This is a genomic window from Treponema denticola (genome assembly GCF_024181405.1).
GTDB classification, from domain to species: domain Bacteria; phylum Spirochaetota; class Spirochaetia; order Treponematales; family Treponemataceae; genus Treponema_B; species Treponema_B denticola_D.
In genome coordinates, this window is sequence record NZ_CP051302.1 from 2,006,025 (window position 1) to 2,028,163 (window position 22,139).

A 22,139-nucleotide genomic window follows, 5' to 3' on the forward strand; every position below is an offset into this window, starting at 1 on the left:
TATTATCAAAGGATATGTACGACATAATAATAATCGGAGCAGGAGTCGTAGGAGCCTGCATTGCACGGGAACTTTCCAAGTACGAATTAAAAATCGCCGTCCTCGAAAAAGAATTGGAATTCGGCTGCGGCACAAGCAAGGCTAATAGCGGAATTATCCACGGGGGCTATGATGCAGAAGAAGGCTCTTTAAAGGCAAAGCTAAATGTAAGAGGTAATTTTTTAGTGCGCAGCTTAAAAGAAAAATTGGATCTGCGCTTTAAACAATTAGGCTCTCTGGTTATAGCCTTCAACGAAGAAGAGAAACAAGAACTTTCCACCCTCTACGAAAGGGGTTTAAAAAACGGAGTTGAAGGCTTGAAAATCTGGGACAGGGAAAGGCTTTTAAAGGAAGAACCCAATCTTTCAAAAGAAGCCTTGGGAGCCCTCTACTGCGGAACAGCAGGGGTAATCTGCCCCTTCGATATGACGGCAGCCTTTATGGAAAATGCCGTAATAAACGGAGTTGACTTTCTTCCCGAAAACGAGGTTACCGCAATTGAAAAAGAAAACGAGGCCTATACAATTAAAACCAAATCAAGCAAAACGGAACAAAATGTTTTTAAAACCAAGCTGGTAATAAATGCTGCGGGACTTTATTCCGATAAGATTGCAAAGATGGCAGGAGATGAAGATTTTAAAATTCTTCCCCGCCGCGGGGAATACCGCCTCTTCGATAAAAGCTATACCAATCTTGTAAATCACATCTGTTTTCAGGCCCCCTCAAAGATGGGAAAGGGCATCTTAGTTCTCCCCTCCTATCACGGGAATTTTTTGGTTGGTCCATCCGCCGAAAATATAGACGATGCCGAAGACACCTCCGTTTCAGCCCAAGGTTTAGCTCAGGTAGAAGAAAAGGCTCTAAAAACCGTACCCTCCCTCAATTTTAAAAACACCATCCGTATTTTTGCAGGGGTCAGAGCAAGGCCCGATACGGGAGATTTTATGATATATGCTTCAAAAAATTCCAAGGGAATTATACACGCAGGCGGAATCGAATCGCCTGGGTTGAGCTCGGCTCCCGCCATCGGAGAATATGTTGCAGAGCTCATAAAAAAAGAAGCCGATGACTTAAAAATTCCCTTCAATAAAAAGAAAAACTTTAACGAAAATCGAAGAGCAATCGGGCATTTGGCCGAGCTTAGTGCAGAAGAACAGGATTCTCTTATAAAAGAAAATCCGCTCTACGGCCATGTTATCTGCCGCTGCGAAACCGTAACCGAGGCCGAAATCGTCGAGGCCATTCACCGCCCTGCGGGAGCCCGCACGGTTGACGGCATAAAAAGGCGGGTACGCCCAGGTTCGGGAAGATGTCAGGGGGGATTTTGCGAGCCCCACGTGCTCCAAATCCTTTCAAGAGAATTAAAAATTCCTATCGAAAAAATTCAAAAGGACAGAAGAAATTCTCCGATTGTTTACGGAAAACTAAAGGGCGGTGCGGAATGATAAATATAAACGATAAAAAAGATTGCAGCAATTGCAAGAACGAATACGAGGTCGCCGTTATAGGCGGAGGCCCTGCAGGTTTGGCGGCAGCCCTCGAAGCCAAAAAAAACGGAGCATCTTCCGTTCTCATAATAGAAAGAGATTTTGAACTCGGCGGAATCTTAAATCAATGTATCCATGCAGGCTTCGGCCTTCACGAATTTAAAGAAGAATTAACCGGTCCCGAATATGCAGAACGCTTTATAAACATGGTAAAAAAAGAGAACATAGATATCCTCCTCAATACAATGGTAATAGACTTAACAAAGGAAAGAGAAATTACCATCATCGGTGCACAAGGATTAAAAAAAATAAAAACAGGGGCTGTCGTACTTGCTATGGGCTGCCGAGAGCGCACGGCAGGAGCTATCGCACTAAAAGGTTACCGCCCATCCGGCGTTTTTAATGCAGGCATGGCCCAACGCCTTATGAACATCGAAGGTCTTTCTGTCGGAAAAGAAGTAGTAATCTACGGCTCAGGGGACATCGGTTTAATTATGGCCCGCCGCATGACATTAGAAGGAGCCAAGGTAAAGGCGGTTGTCGAAATCATGCCCTACTCAAGCGGCCTAAACCGGAACATAGCCCAATGCCTTGAAGACTACGGTATTCCGCTTTTTTTAAGCCACAACATATCCTGCGTCCACGGAAAGGACAGGGTTACGGGAGTTACAATAGCCCAAATAGATTCTTCCTTTAAGGAAATCCCCGGAACCGAAAAAGAACTTTCCTGCGATACGGTGCTCCTTTCCGTGGGTCTAATCCCCGAAAACGAGCTTACCCAAAAGGCAGGCATTGCTCTCAATCCGATAACGAACGGAGCCTTTGTCGACAACGGAATGGAAACCGAAACAAGCGGAATCTTTGCCTGCGGAAATGTTCTCCATGTTCATGACATCGTAGACTTTGTTACAAAAGAAAGCAGAACTGCCGGAAAAAACGCAGCCCTCTTTGCCCAAAAAAATAAAAAGGGTGAAGCCGCGGAAAATAAATTCGGCACAAACACCTCCGGTTCCGCTTTTATTAAAACAACGGCTAAAAAAGGAATCCGCTACATTGTTCCGAATAAAATAAATACGGGAAACATCGACGGAGCATCCCTCTTTATGAGAGTTGACTCGGTTTATAAAAATGCCCGCCTGATAATCAAATCGGGGGAACAAATTCTTGCACAAAAGAAAACAAGTCAGATGGTTCCGTCCGAGATGATAAACATTCCCCTAAACTTTATTACCTTAAAGGGCTTAACCCAAGACATAACTGCGGAGGTAATTTTAGATGAGTAGAGAATTGATAAAAGAAAAATTTACATGCGTGTCCTGTCCTCGGGGCTGTAAACTTTCGGTATTTAAAGAAGAGTCGGGAGAAATTACCGTTACAGGAAATTTATGCAAGGGCGGCGAACTTTACGCGATGCAGGAAATTAAGGACCCTAGAAGAAACATCAGCTCGACCGTAATAATCGAGGGAGGAGTTCTTTCCTCCCTTCCCGTAAAAACTTCAAGCCCAATTCCTAAGGCCTTAATCTTCGATGTAATGAACGAAATAAACATCGTTAAAACTCAAGCTCCTAAAAAGATGGGCGATGTGATAATTGAAAATGTGCTGAACACAGGAATAGATATAGTCGCAAGCCGTTCAGTAAGGGTTAAAAATGGAAAGACCGATTAAAATACATGAGGGAACTTTTTATTACTCAAAGCATAAGGTTTTTCAAAACCTCAATATTGAAATTCCTGCACAAAAAATTTCCTGTATTTTAGGCGAATCGGGGGCCGGAAAAAGCACCCTCTTAAAAATTATTTCAGGGAATCTTGAATTAAAATCGGGAAGAATAGAAAACCGGCCGGCTCGCGGAAGCTATGCAATGGCCTATCAGGATATGAGGCTTATTCCTCATCTAACTGCCATAGAAAATATAGAATATGTTTTGGATTCAAAACCTTCTTCAAAAACAGAAAATAAAAAAAAGGCTCTTTTCTATTTAGAAGCTTTAGGCCTTTCCGGCTTTGAAAACTTTTTACCCGCCGAGCTTTCAGGAGGAATGCAAAGGCGGGCAGGGCTTGCCAGAGCACTAAGCTATCCCGCTCCGCTTCTTCTTCTCGATGAGGCCTTTGATTCCCTCGACGAAAAAAATAAGTACAAGGTTGCCGATCTTTTTTTATCGATTGTCAAAGAAGAAAAGCGCACCGCAGTCTGCGTAACCCACGATGCGCCCTTTGCAAAAAAAATCGCCGATAAGATAATTGAGATATAAACCTTACCTAAAATTATAAAACTCATCCATACCAATTATACTTGACTGCCTATTTTTATTCTGTTATAGTTTTATTATGTCAAAAGAAACTGTAAAAATATTATCGGTAGAGGACAGCGAGGATATAGCCTTCGGTATAAAAGAGTATTTATCCAAAAGAAATTTTGAGCTTACTCTTGCGGGCAGTATTGCCCAAGCAAAAAAAAGATTAAACAAAGATTTCGACTTGATAATTTTGGATATCAATTTACCGGATGGAGACGGAAGAAATTTTCTTAAATATATAAAGACTGAGACGGATACTCCTGTAATTTTTTTAACGGTAAAGAACGATGAAAAAAATATCGTAGAAGGGCTTGATCTTGGAGCTGAAGATTATATTACAAAACCTTTTAAACTTTCAATATTACATTCAAGGATAAATGCTGTTTTACGCAGAACAAGACATTCCTCAAATGAAATAATTGTTTTAGGTAAGTATAAACTGGATAAAAATCAAAAAAGACTTTTTAAAAACGAAAAAGAAATCGAATTAAGCTTGCAGGAATTTAATCTTATGCTCTTATTTATGGAAAATGCAAATCAAACCCTTACCCGGCCCCGCCTCTTAGAATTAATTTGGGATTCAAAAGATAATTTTGTAAACGACAATACCTTGACTGCAACCGTAAGGAGACTCAGGCAAAAACTGGACGAACCTCTATTAAAAACAATTCATGGAATAGGCTATAGGTTTGAATTATGAAAAGATTTTATACCAAAATCGGCATTTGCTCTTTATTTATAATTTTACTGTTTGTAAATTTTTTTGTAATTTTTATTTATAAAATAACCGAAAGGAATTTTTATTTAAACTTAGCACAAATAATCGGAGCAAGCAGCTCAATAGATGATAGTATAAATAGTGAAAACAACACACCCGATAATCAAGATAAACCCATTGAAAAAATTTTACTTTCAAGCTTAAAAACTAAAAACAAAACTAAAGAAGATGAAGGAAAAGAAATTTTAAGAAAACACGGATACATCAAAAGTTTTATCATTTTTAAAAATAAAGTTTATGACCTTTTTTTACTTTGTGGTCTATCCTCAATAATAACGATTGCCTTATTTTTAGTTTACAACCGATACCAAAGTAAAAAATTAAAAAAAAGAATATCTTCTATTCTTTCTACAGCAGAAAAAATTAAAAAAGGAGATTATAAATTCTATAAGGAAAAAGAAGATGAGTTTTCTCTATTGGAGGATTCAATATATAAGAGCCTTATTCTTTTGACTGAAACCCGTTTGATTGCCTTAAACGATAAAGAAGAATATAAAGAAAACCTTGAAAACATAGCTCATCAACTTAAAATACCTATTACTTCAATAAATTTAATGCTCGAGCTTTTAGAAGATAATAAAGCCGATAAGAATATTTTTAAGACTGCACATTTTCAAAAAATAAAAAAACAAATTACCCGTTTGGAACATTTAACTGAAGCGCTCTTAAAACTTGCCCGCCTTGATTCGGGAAGTATTGAAATGAAAAAAGAAGTCTTTTTACTTGAAGAATGTTTAATCAATTCTATGGAAAGCATCGAAGATAAGTTAAGAATAAAAGGCCTTTTACCTCAACTAAGTTTAAACGGAATTAAAATAAAGGGAGACTTTTACTGGCTCTCCGAAGCTTTTTTAAATATAATAAAAAACTTTTCTGACCTTTATCCCAAAGTAAAAAATATTTCCATCTCTGCAAAAGAAAATACAGTTTATACCCAAGTTTCTTTTGAAAATGACGGACCCGAAATACCGGCTTCCGACTTAAAAAATATCTTCCGCCGCTTTTATAAGGGCCAAACAAATGAAGGCAATGGCTTCGGCATAGGCCTTGCGATGAGCCGAACTATCTTAAAAAAACACAATACCGAAATCCGAGCCGAAAACACAAAATCAGGTACGGTTTTTATTGTTAAATTTTATAAAGAATAAGGGGTATCTTGCAAAAAGAGCTCCCGATAGTTTTTTTTAATTATTTTAAGTTTTTCTTTTCTTGTCACAAATTTATCACAATTATAAATTATTATAAGGCAGTTTAAAAAAACACGGATTATATGGCATATTAATAATCAGGAGGGCTTATGCAGATATTAAAAACGGAAAATTTGACTAAGATTTATAACGATCAGGTGAGGGCCTTAAACGGCGTAAGTATTTCAATCGAACGGGGAGAATTTGTTGCGGTAATGGGCTCAAGCGGTTCGGGGAAATCAACTCTTTTACATATCTTGGGAGGAGTGGATAGTCCCACATCCGGTACGGTTTACATAGACGGAGAAGATATTTCAAACTTAAAAGAAAAGGACTTAGCTCTTTTTAGGAGAAGAAAGATAGGCCTTGTTTACCAATTCTTTAATTTGATTCCCAATTTATCTGTAAAAAAGAATATTCTATTGCCCATCTTACTTGATAAAAAAAATCCGGATCAAAATTATTTTGATGAAATAGTTTCGGTATTAGGATTAAAAGAAAAGCTAAATTCTTTTCCAAGTGAGCTTTCAGGAGGACAGCAGCAAAGAGTTGCTATTGCACGCAGCTTAATTTACCGTCCTTCAATTCTTTTAGCAGACGAACCGACGGGAAACTTGGACAGAAAAAACAGCGATGAAATTATCGGCCTATTAAAATTATCGAATAAAAACTATAAGCAGACAATTATTATGATAACCCATGACGAAAGAATTGCCTTAGAAGCCGATAGAATTATTAAAATCGAAGACGGAGAAATTTTATGAGCATTATCAGAGAATATACTTCAAATTATGTAAAAGTAAACAGAAAAAGCGGTATTGCTTTATTTCTTTCTATCACTGCAGCCGTAGTTTTAATAAACGCTTATATCTTTTTTGTGTACAGTGTTCTAATGGATTCTTTTAAGGCAATAAAAAAAACAAACCCTTGGGATGCTCAAACCTATGAGATTCCTATGAGCAAGGTCGGTATAGTAGAGCAAAACCAAAATGTAAAATCCATAAGTCTTGAAGGAGCAGATTATTGCGGTAAATTAAAAGAAGACAAGTCAAATAACTATATTTTTATCAGGAGCGGAGATAAAAGATATTGGGATGATTTTTCGGGTAATGAATTTATAACGGAAGGAAGGCTTCCTCAAAACCCTAACGAAATAATTGTAAACAGCTTTTTTTTAAATCAAAATCCGAATCTTAAAGTCGGGGATACAATAAAACTGAGCTTGGGTAAAAGAATGTACAAGGACAATGAACTTTTAGCCTTTGACTCTCCCATAAGCGGAGAAGAGTTTATCGAAAAAAAAGAAATCTCTCTTAAAATATGCGGTTCTTTTTTAAGTTTTCCCGGTATAAACCAAAGAGCATCTATGGGATTTTATCTTTTTGATCCATCGTCATTAACAAAAGATGAAACCATTGCCGTAAATATTTTTTTAACTTCCAAATTAAATGCTTATAAAAAATTATTTGAAATTACTGAAAACTTAGGATTTGAGCGAAACAAAGACGGAAGCTATAAAATTTTTATAAATACTTCGCTTTTGGATATGTACGGAATAAAAGATCCCTTACGCAAGAGGCGTTCCGAAATGGAAAGTTTAATTTTAAAATTTTTAATCGGACTCATTATTTTAACCCTCATCTTTGTTTATCTTATCTACAATATCTTTGAAGTTTGGGCAGCAAAGAGAATTAAACAGATAGCCATGTTAAAAAGCATAGGCGCAGGAAAAGGACATATTTTTCATAGTATCTTATTTGAAGCTGCATTGTTAAGCATTCCTCCTATTTTGACCGGTATTCTTTCAGGTATAGGTTTTAATATTTTTTTGTTTAAGCAAATTAATAAAATTGCAAATTCGGCTATGGCAGAAAACACCGATATTTTTTCGATGCCTCAATACGAATTCGGTATTTTACCGATTATTTTTGTTATAATATTTTCTTTTCTTACGGTACTCATAGCTTCGCTTATACCGGCTGTCAGGCTTTCAAAAATAAACATCATAGACTCATTAAAAGGAAATATAGAAAAATCAAAAAAATATAAACGAAAAATTTTTACCGATGGAGCTTGGGAAAAAGAAAACCGCAAAAATAATTTTAGAACATTTAGAGGCACGAGCAATGCAATTTTTATCTCATATATTTTACTCTTCAGCTTATTGACTTTAATTACCGTAAATTTTATTCGAGAAGATCATAAATATTATGAGTCAAAGAATGAAATAAAACTGAGCTATTGTTTGGTAAATGAAGATGAACAATTCGACTGCTCCGCTAAAAATATTTTTTCTCCCATTCAAAACAGAGAAGAGTGTTTATCTTCTTACTATTATGTGTCTTTAGATTCTTGGTTCATTTGTTCCGATGAAAATATTTCCGCTCAGTTTAAAGAAGAGTCTTGGTTTGAACAAAAACATCAGGGAAGATATTTTTGGAAGGAAGGTAAAAGTAAAAAACTTAATGCAAAGATATATGGGCTTGACAATGAAACCTTTAAAAAACTTTTAACTTCTATAGGCGAAGATGAAGCTTCTTATTATGCGGAAGATTTTTATAAGGCAATTCTTGTAAACCGCGTACAAAAGGATTGGCGCATTCCATATAGAAATTCACAGTTTATCCCCCTTCTCGATCCAAACATAAAAGAAATAAATTGTTCCTTACAAAAAAAATTAGAGCCTTCTACGGAATCTCAAAAAAAAGATAGTTCTAAAACTCAAGTTCCGATTCTTATCGGAAAAACAATAAGCGATACCGATTTAATAGAAACAAAGGTTCCGCTCTATTCCATTCTTTTAATCTTACCGATTGAAAAAGGTGAAAAACTCCGCAAAGCTCAAATTGCCTTTGATAAGGAAAACGCAGAATTCTTTCGAGACGGTCTTTTATATTCTCTCTTTTTAACAACGGAAAAAGAAAGTATAGTCCCTTTACGGAAAACCATTGAGCAGATAATGAAGCCCGCCCTGCGGGGAGAAAATATGTATTGGCAGTCAGACATCTTTATCGAAAAACTTTCAGCTGAAAGCAGCAATAATTTTTTTAAGGCCGTTTTTTTCTCATTTTTATTTTTGGTGCTGCTCGCAGGCTGCATAAACAGCTATTCTGCAATTATGCTTAATTTAAGAACACGAAAAAATGAGTTTGCAATTTTAAGATCCGTCGGGGCCGATTCAAATATAATCACAAACCTTTTTTATAAGGAAGCAGCCGGCTTTTTAATCAAACCGCTCCTAAAAGCTCTTCCATTCTTTTTAGGTATTGCCGCAATTTTTATTATCAGATTTGATGAAGTTTTTGTTTTAAACTTTTTACTTTCGTTTAATTGGGGCTTTTTCTTATTTTACAGTCTGTGCTTAAGCGCCTCGATTATCATTTCATATCATTTCGGTAAAAAAGAAGTTACAGGAGGAGAAATAATAAGCGAGATAGATAAGTTTTAAGAATAAGGTGATCGGGCAAGGAGTTTAGAATAATTTATAAGCTCCTTGCTCTCATATTTACCTAAAAAACATTTCTATAAATTCGTCTTTTTCGATTGCACCGAAATAGGCTTTTAAATCGGTTTCCGCGAGTTTTTTGCTTACGGCATTTTTTTCGTATTCGCAGCCTTCCAAGAATTTTTCAATTTCGGCAACATCCTTTGTACCGAAAAAGTCTCCATGAATTTTTAAGCCGGAAATCTTTGCATTTTTAACATTAAAAAATACTTCAATGCTTCCTATGGGGAACCTTTCATAGTGGGAGTATTCGGCCTTGGGAGAAGCTCCATAGTTCCATTCTTTAAGGGAAAACCTTTCGGCATATATTTTTTTTACACCCTCAAGCTCCGAAGCGGAAAGTTTGTATTCTACAGGTTCTTGACCTTCAAGTTCAAAGATAGCTTTTAATAATTCGGCCTTAAAATCCGAAATCGAAATATCCCGCTTTAAGTGGGGCTTTATATTTGTAACCCTGGCCCGAACGCTTTTTACGCCCTTTGATTCAAGCTTTTCCTTACGCACATTAAGAGCTTTTGAAAGTTCTTCCAAGCGGACATCAAAAAGAATACAGCCGTTACTCAAAACCCTGCCCTGCCAAACAGACTGTGAAGCACCGATACATTTTTGCCCGTCTATAGTAACATCATTTCTGCCGGAAAGCTCCGCCTTAACGCCGATTTTTTCCAAGGCATTTATAATCGGAATATAGTAGCGTTTAAAATCAATCGTTTGATTTTCCTTTGTTTTTGCAACAAAAGAAAAATTTAAATTGCCGAGGTCATGATATACAGCCCCGCCTCCGGTTATGCGGCGGACAACCTTAAGATTATGCTCACTCACATAATCATCATTTACTTCCTGATAAGCATTTTGATTTTTACCTATAATTACGGCAGGCCCATTCTGCCATAAAAAAAAGTATTCATCGTTTTCAAGCGGCAGATGCCTAAAACAATATTCCTCAAAAGCCAAATTATATTCAGGATCATTTGAATAAGTTTCTAAGTATTTCATAAAATCACTATACAATAAAATAAATTTTTATTCAATATAGAAATTCCAAAAGGAGTTTTAGAGTCACCCTATATCAACTGGTTATTTACATATTTTTCATATAGGGCATGAGTTTGTAAAAGCTCCTCATGGGTACCGATTCCGGTTATCTTACCTCCGTCCAAAAATACAATCTTATCCGCACTGGTTACCGTTGAAAGACGATGAGCAATGATTACAATAGTTTTTTCGTTCTTTATAGAATCTAAAGTAGTCTTTACCAAAAGTTCATTTTCACTGTCCAAGCTTGCAGTTATTTCATCAAGGAGGAGAATATCCGGCTGTTTGATTAAGGCCCTTGCAATCATCAGGCGCTGGAGCTGTCCGCTTGAAAAGTTGCTTCCCCTTTCTTGCACAATGGTATTTAACTTTTCGGGTAAACTGTTTACATAATCATATATACCTGCTTTTTTAAGAGAGGCTTCTATAAGTTCGGGCGGAACAGGGCTGTCATTTCCGTAAGTAAGATTGTTAAGAATACTGTCTTCTGTCGTTGAGCTTATTTGCTGAACATAGCTTATTTTTTTACGCCAGTCCTTTAAGTCAAATTCGTTTATATCGGTGTTTCCAATACTGATTCTTCCTTCATATTCATTATAAAAGCGTTCCAACAAACTAAAAAGAGTAGACTTACCGCTTCCGCTCGGGCCTACAATGGCTATAGTTTTTTTAGGCTCTATCTCTAAAGACAAGTCCTTTAAAATTACCGCATCATCGTCATATTTAAATGAAACATTATCGAATTTAATGCTTTCGGTTTTTAAAACATCGCCCACCGGTCTTGTTCCAGTTTCTTCGGTTTCAAGTTCAAATATTTTTACGATATTATCCGATATTTCATTTAAGCTTTTTATATCCTTAAAAAAGTTTCCTATATTAACCATGGGTGTAATTATTTGAAAAAGATATAAACAAAATGCGATCAAAGCACCTATGGTCATTTCATTTTTAGCAACCAACGAACCGCCGTATACAAAGATAAAAAACAGATTTAGTATAAAAATTGTCATAATGACAGGTTCTATACCGGCTTCGATTTTAACGGATTTAACCGATAAGTTTTTTACTTCCGTATTTAGATTACCTATCCGCGTTGCTTCGGTTTTTTCGGCTGTATAACTTTTAACAAGTTTTATTTCTAAAAAAATACTGCTTAAAGCACCGATAAGTTTATTGAGAGCTTCTTGATTTTTTTTGTACACCTTAGAGTTCATAGAGCTGATAGGCGAAATAACTATAACAAGGGCAAGCAAAGAACCCATCATCACTAAGGTGAGTTTCCAGCTTAAAACAAAAAGAACTGCAACACTTATGGAACTTATAGCTATCGATATCAGATGCATTGTAGTTGAAGTAAACAGGTCTTTTATTTTTTCGGTAAAGTTTAATATCTCGCTGCTTAATTCACTGGAATTTTTTTTGTTAAAAAATTTCATTTTAACACCGAAAATATGGTCTGCAATATCGGAGCGAAGTTTACAAGTCCACACAATAGCACTCTTATTAAATATATATCTGCCTATAACGCTTACCGCTGCCGAAATCAAAACCGCACAGGTTAATGTTATAAGATATTGTTTGCTTTCGTTTCCATCTAAAATAAGTTTAGCAAACCAAGGGATTGCAAAACTTACAACCGTTCCAAGCCCGACCAAGATACAGGCAAAAACAATAGATCCCATATTTATAGGAACCCTTTTTTTTAACTTCTTAAACGCCGATTTATCCATAAATTAAGTTCTCCTCAACAAACTTTTATACAAAGCCATCTTATCAATTTCAGTATAAATATTCAATAGCGGTATATATGCAATAAAGCTATAAGTATAAATTTACTGTCAAAAGATAGTTTATCGAATCTTCTTAAAATGAGTTTTAAATCTTTTTCTTTATCTTTAATATCAGAATTTCCTATAAGAAACATTAAAAGAAGAAGCTCATATTCCGCATTTTCTTTTAAATTATTATAATGATATGAAAATTCTATGTCTGATATTAAAGACGATAATTCTTCTTTTGAAAACGCGGCAGAAAAACACAACAAAAAATAAATGTCAGACAAAGAAAAAGGAGTTTTTTTGCCGTTTATTATTTTTACCAAATTTTTATAATAATCTAAATTTTCAAGATGTTTATTTTGAATAAGGTCCTTTAATAATCGGGCGGAGGGATCTTCGGTAAAAGTTAGAAATTCTTTTTTATCTATATACTCAGGAATAGGAGTATCTAAAAAAGATTCTTTAAACTGTGTATCGCTTAATAGACGGTCGGCAGTTATATAATTAAAGATATATGAGCGAGGGATGTCTTTAAATATTAGCCAATCACTAACCTGTTTTTTTGAAAAAAAACTATTTACTTCAGGGCAAAAAAAAGCATCTTTACCCATAAGCTTAGTATAAATTGAAAAAGTTTTAATAGATAGCAAATATGTTTTTAATGTTATACCTAATCTTGCTTTTTTGTGATACTTTTTTGAATACTTTTCGTATAAATGTAAGTCCATAATGTTTTACCTCAATAAAGAAATAACAAGCATTTGATGATATATCTTATTAAATTGCTTATTCAGTATTATACTTATACCGCACTTATTTATATTTTGTTCCAAAAAAGCATCCAACAATACATAAGAGTTGTCTTTTATTTTTCCGTCAAGCTCAATATTCAATAATTGACTTACCAATATTAATTCTGCAATTAAATCTATATTTTTTTCCGTTATCATTCTATCTAAAAGACTGTGAATAACAGCTCGCAGGTATTCTAAATTATCCGATAAAATTTGATGTTTACTCCTTCCCAACATAGTGAGATACATAATTTCATGCGTGAGTTCATATATATCCATTATTTCAAAATTGCAGACTGAAAGTTTTTGATGTATAAGAGTATTTTCCAGTATCTTGTCATCCGGCAATTTAATTGAAGAGGAATTATTTAATAAAGATAGATACATAGAAAATTCCAGCTGTTCTCTATACGATAATAAATTTACACTATCCAATGCCGTTTTTGTAAAATTTTGCTCTTTATTAAAAAAAATCATTAAAATGATCTTGCCGAAATCTTTTTGTGAAATGCTGTTAAAAATCGATTTCTTTTTTTGGATGTTTTTTAATTTAAAAGATATTTCGCTGTCTAATTCATCATTATGATTTTTAAAAATAAAAGTAAAAAGCAATTCGGCTGAGACTTTATACACAAAACCTAATTTATATGAGATTTTTGCCAATTTTAGAAAAGTCATTAAATTAGATTTTATCCAACTTAACGATTTTTTACTTAAATTCTGATACATAATTTTACACCAAAGGAATGACAGTGTTCAAAACGGAATTATCTATATTTTCAACAAGGTCATCAGCCCACTGTACAAGGATATAATGATTATCTTTATTAGCAATAAAAATACCACCGGAAAAAATTGCTTCGGTCAATAGATCATCAGTTGAAAATCTTTTTTTCGCATAGGGTCTAAATACCTTTTTAAAAAATTTAAGCATTTCCTATCCTTATCTTTAAAATTCATCTTTGGAAAAGAGTATAACTCCAAAAAAAAAAAAAAATCAAGTCCTTTTTACAAAAATATTATATTTTTTTAATAAAATATTAAAATTTATAATAATAATGAACAAAATCAGTTTTTATAAAGTTTCAAATTTCCCTATTTCTCCCTATCCCTGCCTGTTCCGTTGATTCATAATCATAAAACTTTTAAACCTGAATTTGTTAAAATTCCTTTTACCTATAAAATAAGAAATTAAAATAATAACTAAAGAAATAATATAAACTGCAAGAATAAACAAGGGATACGATACTCTTTCAAAAAAAGATTTTATCAATTCCAAATTAGGCAAATCTGAAATCATAATCATAGATACTGCAGGAAATAAGCCGTATCCTACAGTCATAATAATAATAAATCTAAGAAGGCCGCCTTTAATGGACAAAGCAGATAAGATCATACTAAAAGCAATTATAAACGGAAATAAAATGGGCCCTATAAAAATCATAAATTTAAGATCCCATATCGGAATAAAAATATTTATTAAAAATAAAATAAGACCTAAAAACATAAGCGCAAAAAAGGAAGTAAAAATCGAATAAATAAGTTTAGCTTTAAAAAATTCTTTTCCCCTTACCGGCGTTAAGATAAAAACCAAAGTTTGATCATATAGACTAAACTGATTTGTAATAAGGCCATAACAAAAAAATATTAAACCTTGAAAAAACAATATCTTCATTGCCAATGGTATTGGAATCAGCATACCGATAATCATTTCGATAAAACCTATTAAACAAAAAATTCCGCCCAACACAAAATTTACACTATGCATAGAATTAAATATTATAGCCCTTATTTTTTTCATTTTAAATTTTTCTCCTCGTATAAAAATACATAATATCTTCAAGATTTGCATCTTCGCAAACCATTCCGGTAAATTTTTGATTTTCCTTATCCGAAACCAAAACTTCATAAGCATAATCGGTTTTTCTATAACCGATATAATCATTACTATACAATGACTTAAAAGTTTTTTCATCTATTTTTAAAAGCCCGTAATTTTTATTTATATTTTCTAAAGAAGAATCAAAAACTTTTTTACCCTCGCTTATAAAAACAATCTCATCGCAAATTTTTTCAAGTTCATTTGTTTGATGGCTCGAAATTAAAATCGAATGATTTTCATCTAGCATAAAGTTTCTTAAAAGATCTAAAAATTCTTTTTTGGAAACAGGATCTAAAAAATTAAGAGGCTCATCTAAAATCAAAAGCTCTGCCCCGTGGGAGAGGGCTATAGCAATTTGAAGTTTTTGCATAGTTCCCGAAGACAAGGCAGTCAAAAATCTTGAAGGAGGAATTTTAAAATCGTTTAGATATTTTTCATAAAGCTTCTGATTCCAATTTTTATAAATTCCCGCTAAAAATTTTCCTGCCTTTTTAGCCGTATATAATGAAGAAAAGAAATTATCGTTTATAACAAAGCCTATCTTTTCTTTTATTTCTATATTCTCTCTTTTAAGCTCTTCACCAAAGAGAAAGATTTTTCCGCTTTCAGGCAAGTACATATCAAGAAGTAAGCGGATAAGAGTAGTTTTCCCTGCACCGTTTTCTCCTATCAAACCCGTAACGCAACCCCTCGGAACCGAAAAAGAAATATCGTTTAACGAAAAAGCTTTTTTACCTCGTCCTATCGAAAATTTAAGTTTTTCGATTTTTAGAACATCATCAGATATCATAAGCACTCCTCCTATAACTCTAATAAATACGCTTAAGGATTTCATATAGTTCCTCAGCATTTAGATTAATTTTTTTTGCTTGAACGCAAACTTCTTTTAATTTTTCTTCAATACTTTTTTTTATTGATTTTTCAATCTTTTTAAAATTTACATCGGCAACAAAATAGCCCTTTGCAGGAACCGAATATAAAAAACCCTCACGGGCCAAGTCTTCATAAGACCGCTTTGTAGTGATGACGCTCACACGCAAAGAGGCTGCCAAAGCCCTCATCGAAGGCATCGGCTCCTCTTTTTTTAAAGAGCCTGATAAAATTTGATTTTTTATCTGTCCTGAAAGCTGCTCATAAAGAGGAATCCCTGAAGAATTATTCAAAAAAATATTCACTCTTACTCCGCCTCCTGTTATTCTGTATATATTAAATATATACAGAATAACAATCTTTGTCAAGAGGGAAATTAAAACTTCTTGACAATTTATATAAAAAACATAGAATAAATTAGTCTAAGGAGAAACACAATGAAAACATTTATGGTTATTTGGTTCGGACAATTTATTTCGATGTTAGGTTCGGCTCTTTCCGCTTTCGGACTCGGAATATGGATTTTTCAAAAAACGGGAAACGCAGCATCTTTTGCAATGAGTGCAGCATGCACGGTCTTACCGGCTTTACTGTTTGCCCCTTTTGCAGGCTCAATTGCTGATAGAAAAAAACGTAAGGCTATTATTCTTCTTACCGACAGTATCGATGCCTTTTTAAAAATTTTAATAGTCACTCTTCTCATCTTTAACAAACTTGAACTCTGGATGGTCTACCCGTTGGTATTTATTTCAGGAACATTGGGTACATTTCAAAATCCGGCCTTCGGTGCATCTATCCCCATGCTTGTACCTACCGATAAGCTTACACGAGCTAACGGACTTTTACAATTTTCATCTGCAATACAAAATTTATTAGCTCCGGTTATAGCCGGTTTTTTATATCCGCTGATAGAATTAAAAGGATTATTTATCATCGACTTTGTTTCATTCTTTTTTGCTTTAGCTTCCATTGCTTTTATAAAAATTCCTCAGCCATTAATTGAAAAAACAAAGGACTCTTTAGTTTTAGCAGCTCTTAAAGATCTGAAATACGCATGGAAATATCTTATACAAAAAGAAGGCTTAATGCAGCTGATAGTTTTTTTTGCTTTTTTAAATTTTATTGCAAGCCTTTCAATGATTTTGTTAGGCCCGCTTATGATGAGTGTCTATAACTCTCAAGTTTACGGTAATGTACAAGCCGGCATAGGCCTTGCTATGCTTTTAGGAGGACTTTGTTCAAGCCTCATTCCCGATACTAAAAATAAAATAAAACGAATTCTTTTAATACTAGCCTTGTGCAGCATAGGGCCTATAATTTCAGGAGCAATGCTTAATTGGATTATCATTACGGCCGGCTTTTTTATCTTTATGTTTCCCGTTCCATACGTAAACACCCTCCTCATGTCTATTTTTCAAATTAAGATAGAAAGAAATGTTTTAGGACGAGTCGGAGCCCTTATGACTGCCATTTTAGCGGCAATTACACCGATTGCATATCTATGTGCAGGCCCTCTTGCCGATTATGTTTTTGAACCTCTTATGAATGAAAAGGGCAGAGGTATAGGCCTCATCTTTATTACATCTGGAATCTTGCTGATCATAAGCTGTATTCTCATGCGTTTAAACAAAACCGTAACAAGTATCGAAAAAAGGCTGCCCGATTATGTAGACAATAAATAAACATTCGAACACTCCCTCAATCGTAAAAACTTATATTAAAAATCGAAACCGGTTAAAGAGTTAAAATTTTCATCGGTCTTGATTTTTGAGTCCATTCTCATTATACTTGTTGGATAGTTGATTGAAAACACTTAAAGGAAACAAAATGAAAAAGGCCATCGTTATTGCAAGTTTTGGTACAAGCTATGCCGAAACAAGAAAAAAAACTATTGATACTATCGAAAAAGAAGCAATCGGCAGGTTTAAAGATTATGAAATTTTTAAAGCCTATACTTCAAACATGGTTAGAGCCATTCTTAAAAAAAGAGACTCCATCAATGTTGCATCTCCCAAGGAGATTATCCAAGAACTACAAGAAAAAGGCTTCTCCGAAATTTACATACAACCGACCCACATAATTCCGGGAGAAGAATATGAAAAGCTGCAATTTGAAAATACGATTTTGGGTCAACCCCTCTTACATGAAAATGCAGACTTGGATGAAATTATAAAAGCTCTCGAATTAAAAAAGCCCGAAGATGATACGGCAATAGTTTTTATGGGACACGGTTCTTCACATGAGGCAGATAAATTTTATGAGATCATGCAAAACAAACTCAATTCGCAAGGCCTTGAAAATGTCTTGATAGGAACAGTTGAAGGCTCCGTAGAGCTAAAGGATATCTTACCTATTCTTGCCGAACGCAAAATAAAAAAAATTGAGCTTTATCCGTTCATGATGGTTGCAGGCGACCATGCCCACAACGATATGGCAGGAGATGAAGAAGACAGCTGGTACACCATTTTAAAAAATAAGGGTTACGAGGTTAATGCCAATCTAAAAGGCTTGGGCGAATATCCTATGATCCGCGAAATACTTTATAAATCTTTAGAAAATACAATCAATTGCTATAGAGGTTAAAATGAAAAATATTGTTGCAGTAGGAACAGGCCCGGGCTCTCAGGAGTATCTTACATTACAGGCAGTAAAAGCTCTTCAAAATGCAGACCTTATTTTTGCTCCCAACAATAAGGGAAAAAATATGGCCTTAGATACGGTAAAAGATTTTATAAAGAACAAAGAAGTATTGTTTCTTGATTTCCCTATGGGCTTTGTATCTGAAGAAGATTATAAAATTCAAGCCGAAAAAATACTTAAAAAAACAAAAGAAAATTCGAATACCCTTATTTTAACTATAGGCGATCCTATGATATACAGCACATTTATTTATATGATGCCCTATTTTAAAATACCGGAAATCAATTTGCAAATTATTTCAGGAATTCCTTCTGCAGTGGCTGCTGCAGGAAGAGCACAAATTCCTCTTGCCGAAAAAGGTGAAGTGCTTACAATCACAGATCATTTAAATGAAAAAAGTTTAAATTCATCTTCATCTATAGCTCTTTTAAAAACATCTAAACAAAAAAATCTTATACTAAAAGAATTTGAAAAAAACGGTTTTGACTATGTTTATATAAAAAGAGCAACGATGGAACATGAATCAATTCTTCCCAAAAATAAAAAAGAAAAAATTTTAGAAGACGAAGATTATATATCCTTAATCATCGCCCGAAAACAAAAAGGAAATTAGAAGATGAAAGGCATAATGATTTCCGCCCCGAACAGCAATTCGGGGAAAACTGTAATTACAGCAGCTCTCCTTTATTCTTTAAAAAAAGCAGGCTTTGATATTTCCGCTTTTAAAACGGGCCCCGATCAGGTTGACCGCAAAATACTGGAAATCATTTCAGGCAAAAGAGCCGGAAACCTCGATCCTTTTATGATGGGTCAAAAAGGAATGGAGTTTTCTCTCAATATTTCAAACTCAGAATACGCCCTTATTGAGGGAGTGATGGGCTGCTTCGACGGAATGGGAACTACCTCGGAAAATTCTTCATTTGATACGGCAGAAAAAATCGGGAGCGATATTGTTTTGGTTTACGCACCTCAGGGCGAGATGTTTACGCTTATTCCAAAACTTAAAGGAATGATCGAATTTTCAAAAAACAGAATAAGAGGAATTATACTTAATAAACTCAACCCTAAACTTTTTCCTCTTTATAAAAAGATGATTGAGGATAATCTTGAGTTACAAGTATTAGGCTTTTTTCCTAAAGTTTCCGAATTCGAAATTGAAGAATCAGGCCTCGGCCTCGACATCGACGAAAGGCTAAAGAATGAAAAATTTTTAGATGTTCTATATAAAATCGTAAAAGAAAATATAGACATTCAAAAATTTTTAAATTTATTTCAACCTCTTAAAACAGGCACCAAGATAGAAATAAAAAAAACGAATACACGCACTGCAATCGCAATGGATGAGGCCTTTAATTTATATTATTCCGAAAATATCTTTTTACTTGAAAACAGCACAGAGGTAAATTATTTTTCTCCCCTTAAAGATACGGAGCTGCCTGACTGCGACTTTCTATATTTCGGAAGCGGCCAAATAAATAAATACAAGGATGCTCTTTCTCAAAATATTAAAATAAAAACAGCAATAAAAAAATTCGCCGAAGCCGGCGGAAAAATTTTAGCTGAAGGTGAAGGGCTTTCATACCTTTTTGAAAACCTTGACGGTTTTAAAATGTGCGGGATTTTTCAAGGTTCCGTTGAGAGCACAAGTACCCTGCAAAATTTCGGATATAAGCAGCTTGAATTTATGCAGGACTGTATCTTAGGAAAAAAAGGGACAATCTTAAATGCAGCCGAATACCATAAATCAAAAGCGTCAACTGAAGTTTCTCCTATTTTCACAGTTAAAAAACCCTGCTCAAATCTAAATTTTAAAGATGCTTATGTATATAAAAACTGCTTAGGCCTTTTTCAAAATATCCATTTTATATATAATATTGAAAATCTTTATAACTTAATACAAATTTAAACAGTAAATTTTATTTTTCTAGAAAAAATATAGACTTTTTCTTTATAATACAATATAATATAGGGTATGACAGAAGAAAATAAATATAAAGAGCTGTCAAAGGAACAGATCCTAATCAAAATACTTGAAACGGAATCTTTGATACACAGTGTTCAAGACGTTGATGTTCTTTTAGAGCAAATACTTACCGAAGCCCGGAGTGTTGTAAATGCCGACGCCGGTTCAATATATATAGCTGAAGGGGATAGGCTTGCCATAAGATATGCACAGAATAACACCCTGCAAAAAAAACTTCCGGCGGGAACAAAGCTTCCTTATATATTTTTTGATTTTCCTATAGACAATTATACAATAGCCGGATATGCTGCAAATACAAAAAAACTTATAAATATTCCCGATGTTTACAATATTGAGGCCGATAAGCCTTTTAAGTTCGGCAAAGCTACGGATGAAAAAACAGGCTATAAGACCGTTTCCAATTTAACCATTCCTATTCTTTCTATGTCGGGAATGCTATTAGGGGTTCTTCAAGTCTTAAATGCTCTTGATAAATACGGCAAACCGAAAACCTTTTCCCATGATGATGAAATTTATCTCAGTCATTTTGCTTCAAATGCGGGAATAGCTCTTGAACATGCTTTTGTAACAAGGGCGATGGTTATGCGTATGATCAAAACGGCTGAACTACGCGATCCGAGAGAAACGGGAATGCATGTAAACAGGGTTGCAAATTATTCCGTTGAAATTTATGATAGGTGGGCGTTTAATAACGGCATTCCTATGTCCGAGCAAACAAAATATCGTGACTCGCTAAAAATTGCCTCTATGCTTCATGACATTGGAAAAGTTGCAATTTCGGATCTGATTTTAAAAAAGGCCGGAAAGTTAACCGACGAAGAATTCTCGGTTATGAAAACCCATACATGGCTGGGAGCCCGTTTGTTCAGCGGGAATGATTCCCCTCTTGATAAACTCTCAATGGAAATAGCTCTGCGTCATCACGAAAACTGGGACGGGACAGGCTACCCGGGACATATTGATGTAGAAACGGGAGCTCCGCTAAAAACGGATAAAAAAACAGGGTTTGCACAAGGACTTAGAGGAGAAGAAATACCTCTCGGCGCAAGAATTGTCTCAATGGCCGACGTCTACGATGCCCTTTCTTCAAAGCGTTCCTATAAAGACTCATGGACCGAAGAAGACATTCTGGAAGAATTAAAAAAAATGAGCGGAAAGAAATTCGATCCGGAAATAGCAAAAGCCTTTTTTGAAGTGCTTGACAGAATCCAAGCAATTAAAGCCCATCTTGCAGATGAGTAGTTTTTACGTCTTAAAATAAAATATATAGATAATCAATAAACCCAAAGAGCCTATGACAAGGCTGTAAACCCACCAAGGAAGCGGGTCGTCGTACCTATTGGATTTATATTTTGCACGGTATTCTTTTAGTTTATTCCTATGATATTTTTTTGTGTTCTTATTAGAGTCGGAGCTTACGGCAAAGCCGCAAGAGGGGCATCCGTTTATAAATTCATCCGTATGCCCCATATAATTACAAGAAGGGCATCTTACCGAAGCAAAAAAACGCCCGCAATGGGGACATACCTTTGTGTTCCGCTTTACCTCTTGCCCGCAGTTTTCACAAAAAAACTTAGGCGAATGCCCTTTTTGTACCTTGTCCATAAAATCCTAGTGCTTACATGTTGAGCATGAAGATGAAGAACAACCTGAACAGCCGCCTGATGCAGCCTTTGGAGCGGAAGAAGAATCGTTTACATAAAAACCCGATCCTCTAAAATTAATTCCCAAGCCGCCGGAAATAACTCTTCTTACAGGCTTACCGCACTCAGGGCAAATGGATACGGGTTCATCGCTCATTCTCTGAAAAACCTCAAAATCATGACCGCAAGAATCGCAGACATACTCATACGTTGGCATC

At 34.8% G+C, this 22,139-nt stretch carries 23 protein-coding genes; 13 read left to right on the forward strand and 10 right to left on the reverse strand.

The window, feature by feature from the left end:
- Nucleotides 1–14: 14 nt before the first annotated feature.
- The 8 genes from HGJ18_RS09390 (at nt 15) to HGJ18_RS09425 (ending at nt 9,238) form a co-directional block, all read left to right on the forward strand.
- A complete protein-coding gene (locus HGJ18_RS09390) occupies nt 15–1,484 on the forward strand; it encodes an NAD(P)/FAD-dependent oxidoreductase (RefSeq protein WP_253696117.1) in 1,470 nt (489 codons plus the stop codon).
- The gene (locus tag HGJ18_RS09395; RefSeq protein ID WP_253696118.1) at nt 1,481–2,809 is read left to right on the forward strand and encodes an NAD(P)/FAD-dependent oxidoreductase; all 1,329 of its coding nucleotides are present in this window, start codon (nt 1,481–1,483) and stop codon (nt 2,807–2,809) included. Before HGJ18_RS09390 ends, HGJ18_RS09395 begins: the two co-directional genes overlap by 4 nt.
- Entirely contained in the window at nt 2,802–3,194 is a 393-nt protein-coding gene (locus HGJ18_RS09400; protein ID WP_253696119.1) for a DUF1667 domain-containing protein, read from the forward strand. Before HGJ18_RS09395 ends, HGJ18_RS09400 begins: the two co-directional genes overlap by 8 nt.
- Nucleotides 3,178–3,780 (forward strand): ATP-binding cassette domain-containing protein, encoded by a 603-nt coding sequence (locus tag HGJ18_RS09405; RefSeq protein ID WP_253696120.1) that lies wholly within the window; start codon nt 3,178–3,180, stop codon nt 3,778–3,780. Before HGJ18_RS09400 ends, HGJ18_RS09405 begins: the two co-directional genes overlap by 17 nt.
- Before the next feature lie 76 nt (nt 3,781–3,856).
- Entirely contained in the window at nt 3,857–4,525 is a 669-nt protein-coding gene (locus HGJ18_RS09410) for a response regulator transcription factor (protein ID WP_253696121.1), read from the forward strand.
- Nucleotides 4,522–5,751 carry a sensor histidine kinase gene (locus HGJ18_RS09415; protein ID WP_253696122.1) on the forward strand — a complete coding sequence of 410 codons (1,230 nt, stop codon included), beginning with the start codon at nt 4,522–4,524 and terminating at the stop codon, nt 5,749–5,751. The genes HGJ18_RS09410 and HGJ18_RS09415 overlap by 4 nt, the downstream gene beginning before the upstream one ends.
- Nucleotides 5,752–5,900: 149 nt before the next feature.
- Nucleotides 5,901–6,554, forward strand: coding sequence for an ABC transporter ATP-binding protein (locus tag HGJ18_RS09420; protein ID WP_253696123.1), 654 nt, complete (start codon nt 5,901–5,903; stop codon nt 6,552–6,554).
- Nucleotides 6,551–9,238, forward strand: coding sequence for an ABC transporter permease (locus HGJ18_RS09425; protein ID WP_253696124.1), 2,688 nt, complete (start codon nt 6,551–6,553; stop codon nt 9,236–9,238). The genes HGJ18_RS09420 and HGJ18_RS09425 overlap by 4 nt, the downstream gene beginning before the upstream one ends.
- A 57-nt stretch (nt 9,239–9,295) precedes the next feature.
- Here HGJ18_RS09425 and lplA read toward each other — a convergent pair whose 3' ends face one another.
- The 8 genes from lplA to HGJ18_RS09465 form a co-directional block, all read right to left on the reverse strand.
- Nucleotides 9,296–10,291 (reverse strand): lipoate--protein ligase, encoded by a 996-nt coding sequence (gene lplA, locus HGJ18_RS09430; RefSeq protein ID WP_253696125.1) that lies wholly within the window; start codon nt 10,289–10,291, stop codon nt 9,296–9,298.
- A gap of 68 nt (nt 10,292–10,359) precedes the next feature.
- Nucleotides 10,360–12,060, reverse strand: coding sequence for an ABC transporter ATP-binding protein (locus tag HGJ18_RS09435; RefSeq protein ID WP_253696126.1), 1,701 nt, complete (start codon nt 12,058–12,060; stop codon nt 10,360–10,362).
- Between the two features lie 62 nt (nt 12,061–12,122).
- Nucleotides 12,123–12,836, reverse strand: a complete 714-nt coding sequence (locus HGJ18_RS09440) for a hypothetical protein (RefSeq protein ID WP_253696127.1) — start codon at nt 12,834–12,836, stop codon at nt 12,123–12,125.
- A 6-nt stretch (nt 12,837–12,842) separates the two neighbouring features.
- Nucleotides 12,843–13,580 carry a DUF6895 family protein gene (locus HGJ18_RS09445; protein WP_253696128.1) on the reverse strand — a complete coding sequence of 246 codons (738 nt, stop codon included), beginning with the start codon at nt 13,578–13,580 and terminating at the stop codon, nt 12,843–12,845.
- A gap of 55 nt (nt 13,581–13,635) precedes the next feature.
- Nucleotides 13,636–13,836, reverse strand: a complete 201-nt coding sequence (locus HGJ18_RS09450; RefSeq protein WP_253696129.1) for a hypothetical protein — start codon at nt 13,834–13,836, stop codon at nt 13,636–13,638.
- Between the two features lie 171 nt (nt 13,837–14,007).
- Nucleotides 14,008–14,703: a hypothetical protein gene (locus HGJ18_RS09455; protein WP_253696130.1), complete on the reverse strand. Its 696-nt coding sequence runs from the start codon at nt 14,701–14,703 to the stop codon at nt 14,008–14,010.
- Between the two features lies 1 nt (nt 14,704).
- Nucleotides 14,705–15,574 (reverse strand): ABC transporter ATP-binding protein, encoded by an 870-nt coding sequence (locus HGJ18_RS09460; protein WP_253696131.1) that lies wholly within the window; start codon nt 15,572–15,574, stop codon nt 14,705–14,707.
- Between the two features lie 19 nt (nt 15,575–15,593).
- Complete coding sequence (locus tag HGJ18_RS09465; RefSeq protein WP_253696132.1) at nt 15,594–15,959, reverse strand: GntR family transcriptional regulator; 366 nt, start codon at nt 15,957–15,959, stop codon at nt 15,594–15,596.
- 132 nt (nt 15,960–16,091) lie between these two features.
- On the opposite strand from HGJ18_RS09465, the gene HGJ18_RS09470 reads away from it, so the two are divergent.
- The 5 genes from HGJ18_RS09470 to HGJ18_RS09490 all read left to right on the forward strand — a co-directional run bounded on the left by HGJ18_RS09470 (nt 16,092) and on the right by HGJ18_RS09490 (nt 21,520).
- Nucleotides 16,092–17,336, forward strand: coding sequence for an MFS transporter (locus tag HGJ18_RS09470; protein ID WP_253696133.1), 1,245 nt, complete (start codon nt 16,092–16,094; stop codon nt 17,334–17,336).
- Nucleotides 17,337–17,481: 145 nt separating this feature from the next.
- Nucleotides 17,482–18,237, forward strand: coding sequence for a sirohydrochlorin cobaltochelatase (locus tag HGJ18_RS09475; protein WP_366793604.1), 756 nt, complete (start codon nt 17,482–17,484; stop codon nt 18,235–18,237).
- A 1-nt stretch (nt 18,238) separates the two neighbouring features.
- Nucleotides 18,239–18,907 carry a precorrin-2 C(20)-methyltransferase gene (locus HGJ18_RS09480; RefSeq protein WP_253696135.1) on the forward strand — a complete coding sequence of 223 codons (669 nt, stop codon included), beginning with the start codon at nt 18,239–18,241 and terminating at the stop codon, nt 18,905–18,907.
- Between the two features lie 3 nt (nt 18,908–18,910).
- On the forward strand, nt 18,911–20,200 hold the full coding sequence (locus HGJ18_RS09485) for a cobyrinic acid a,c-diamide synthase CobB (RefSeq protein ID WP_253696136.1): 1,290 nt from the start codon (nt 18,911–18,913) through the stop codon (nt 20,198–20,200).
- A gap of 66 nt (nt 20,201–20,266) precedes the next feature.
- On the forward strand, nt 20,267–21,520 hold the full coding sequence (locus HGJ18_RS09490) for an HD domain-containing phosphohydrolase (RefSeq protein ID WP_253696137.1): 1,254 nt from the start codon (nt 20,267–20,269) through the stop codon (nt 21,518–21,520).
- Between the two features lie 3 nt (nt 21,521–21,523).
- Here the strand turns inward: HGJ18_RS09490 and HGJ18_RS09495 are convergent, their stop codons facing one another.
- Nucleotides 21,524–21,883, reverse strand: a complete 360-nt coding sequence (locus HGJ18_RS09495) for a zinc ribbon domain-containing protein (RefSeq protein ID WP_253696138.1) — start codon at nt 21,881–21,883, stop codon at nt 21,524–21,526.
- Nucleotides 21,884–21,889: 6 nt separating this feature from the next.
- Complete coding sequence (locus tag HGJ18_RS09500; RefSeq protein WP_253696139.1) at nt 21,890–22,138, reverse strand: FmdB family zinc ribbon protein; 249 nt, start codon at nt 22,136–22,138, stop codon at nt 21,890–21,892.
- Between the last annotated feature and the right edge of the window lies 1 nt (nt 22,139).

Coding starts and splice junctions, on each gene's coding strand:
- HGJ18_RS09390 (WP_253696117.1), top strand. CDS start 15: ATGTACGACATAATAATAATCGGAGCAGGAGTCGTAGGAGCCTGCATT.
- HGJ18_RS09395 (WP_253696118.1), top strand. CDS start 1,481: ATGATAAATATAAACGATAAAAAAGATTGCAGCAATTGCAAGAACGAA.
- HGJ18_RS09400 (WP_253696119.1), top strand. CDS start 2,802: ATGAGTAGAGAATTGATAAAAGAAAAATTTACATGCGTGTCCTGTCCT.
- HGJ18_RS09405 (WP_253696120.1), top strand. CDS start 3,178: ATGGAAAGACCGATTAAAATACATGAGGGAACTTTTTATTACTCAAAG.
- HGJ18_RS09410 (WP_253696121.1), top strand. CDS start 3,857: ATGTCAAAAGAAACTGTAAAAATATTATCGGTAGAGGACAGCGAGGAT.
- HGJ18_RS09415 (WP_253696122.1), top strand. CDS start 4,522: ATGAAAAGATTTTATACCAAAATCGGCATTTGCTCTTTATTTATAATT.
- HGJ18_RS09420 (WP_253696123.1), top strand. CDS start 5,901: ATGCAGATATTAAAAACGGAAAATTTGACTAAGATTTATAACGATCAG.
- HGJ18_RS09425 (WP_253696124.1), top strand. CDS start 6,551: ATGAGCATTATCAGAGAATATACTTCAAATTATGTAAAAGTAAACAGA.
- lplA (WP_253696125.1), bottom strand. CDS start 10,291: ATGAAATACTTAGAAACTTATTCAAATGATCCTGAATATAATTTGGCT.
- HGJ18_RS09435 (WP_253696126.1), bottom strand. CDS start 12,060: ATGGATAAATCGGCGTTTAAGAAGTTAAAAAAAAGGGTTCCTATAAAT.
- HGJ18_RS09440 (WP_253696127.1), bottom strand. CDS start 12,836: ATGGACTTACATTTATACGAAAAGTATTCAAAAAAGTATCACAAAAAA.
- HGJ18_RS09445 (WP_253696128.1), bottom strand. CDS start 13,580: ATGACTTTTCTAAAATTGGCAAAAATCTCATATAAATTAGGTTTTGTG.
- HGJ18_RS09450 (WP_253696129.1), bottom strand. CDS start 13,836: ATGCTTAAATTTTTTAAAAAGGTATTTAGACCCTATGCGAAAAAAAGA.
- HGJ18_RS09455 (WP_253696130.1), bottom strand. CDS start 14,703: ATGAAAAAAATAAGGGCTATAATATTTAATTCTATGCATAGTGTAAAT.
- HGJ18_RS09460 (WP_253696131.1), bottom strand. CDS start 15,574: ATGATATCTGATGATGTTCTAAAAATCGAAAAACTTAAATTTTCGATA.
- HGJ18_RS09470 (WP_253696133.1), top strand. CDS start 16,092: ATGAAAACATTTATGGTTATTTGGTTCGGACAATTTATTTCGATGTTA.
- HGJ18_RS09475 (WP_366793604.1), top strand. CDS start 17,482: ATGAAAAAGGCCATCGTTATTGCAAGTTTTGGTACAAGCTATGCCGAA.
- HGJ18_RS09480 (WP_253696135.1), top strand. CDS start 18,239: ATGAAAAATATTGTTGCAGTAGGAACAGGCCCGGGCTCTCAGGAGTAT.
- HGJ18_RS09485 (WP_253696136.1), top strand. CDS start 18,911: ATGAAAGGCATAATGATTTCCGCCCCGAACAGCAATTCGGGGAAAACT.
- HGJ18_RS09490 (WP_253696137.1), top strand. CDS start 20,267: ATGACAGAAGAAAATAAATATAAAGAGCTGTCAAAGGAACAGATCCTA.
- HGJ18_RS09495 (WP_253696138.1), bottom strand. CDS start 21,883: ATGGACAAGGTACAAAAAGGGCATTCGCCTAAGTTTTTTTGTGAAAAC.
- HGJ18_RS09500 (WP_253696139.1), bottom strand. CDS start 22,138: ATGCCAACGTATGAGTATGTCTGCGATTCTTGCGGTCATGATTTTGAG.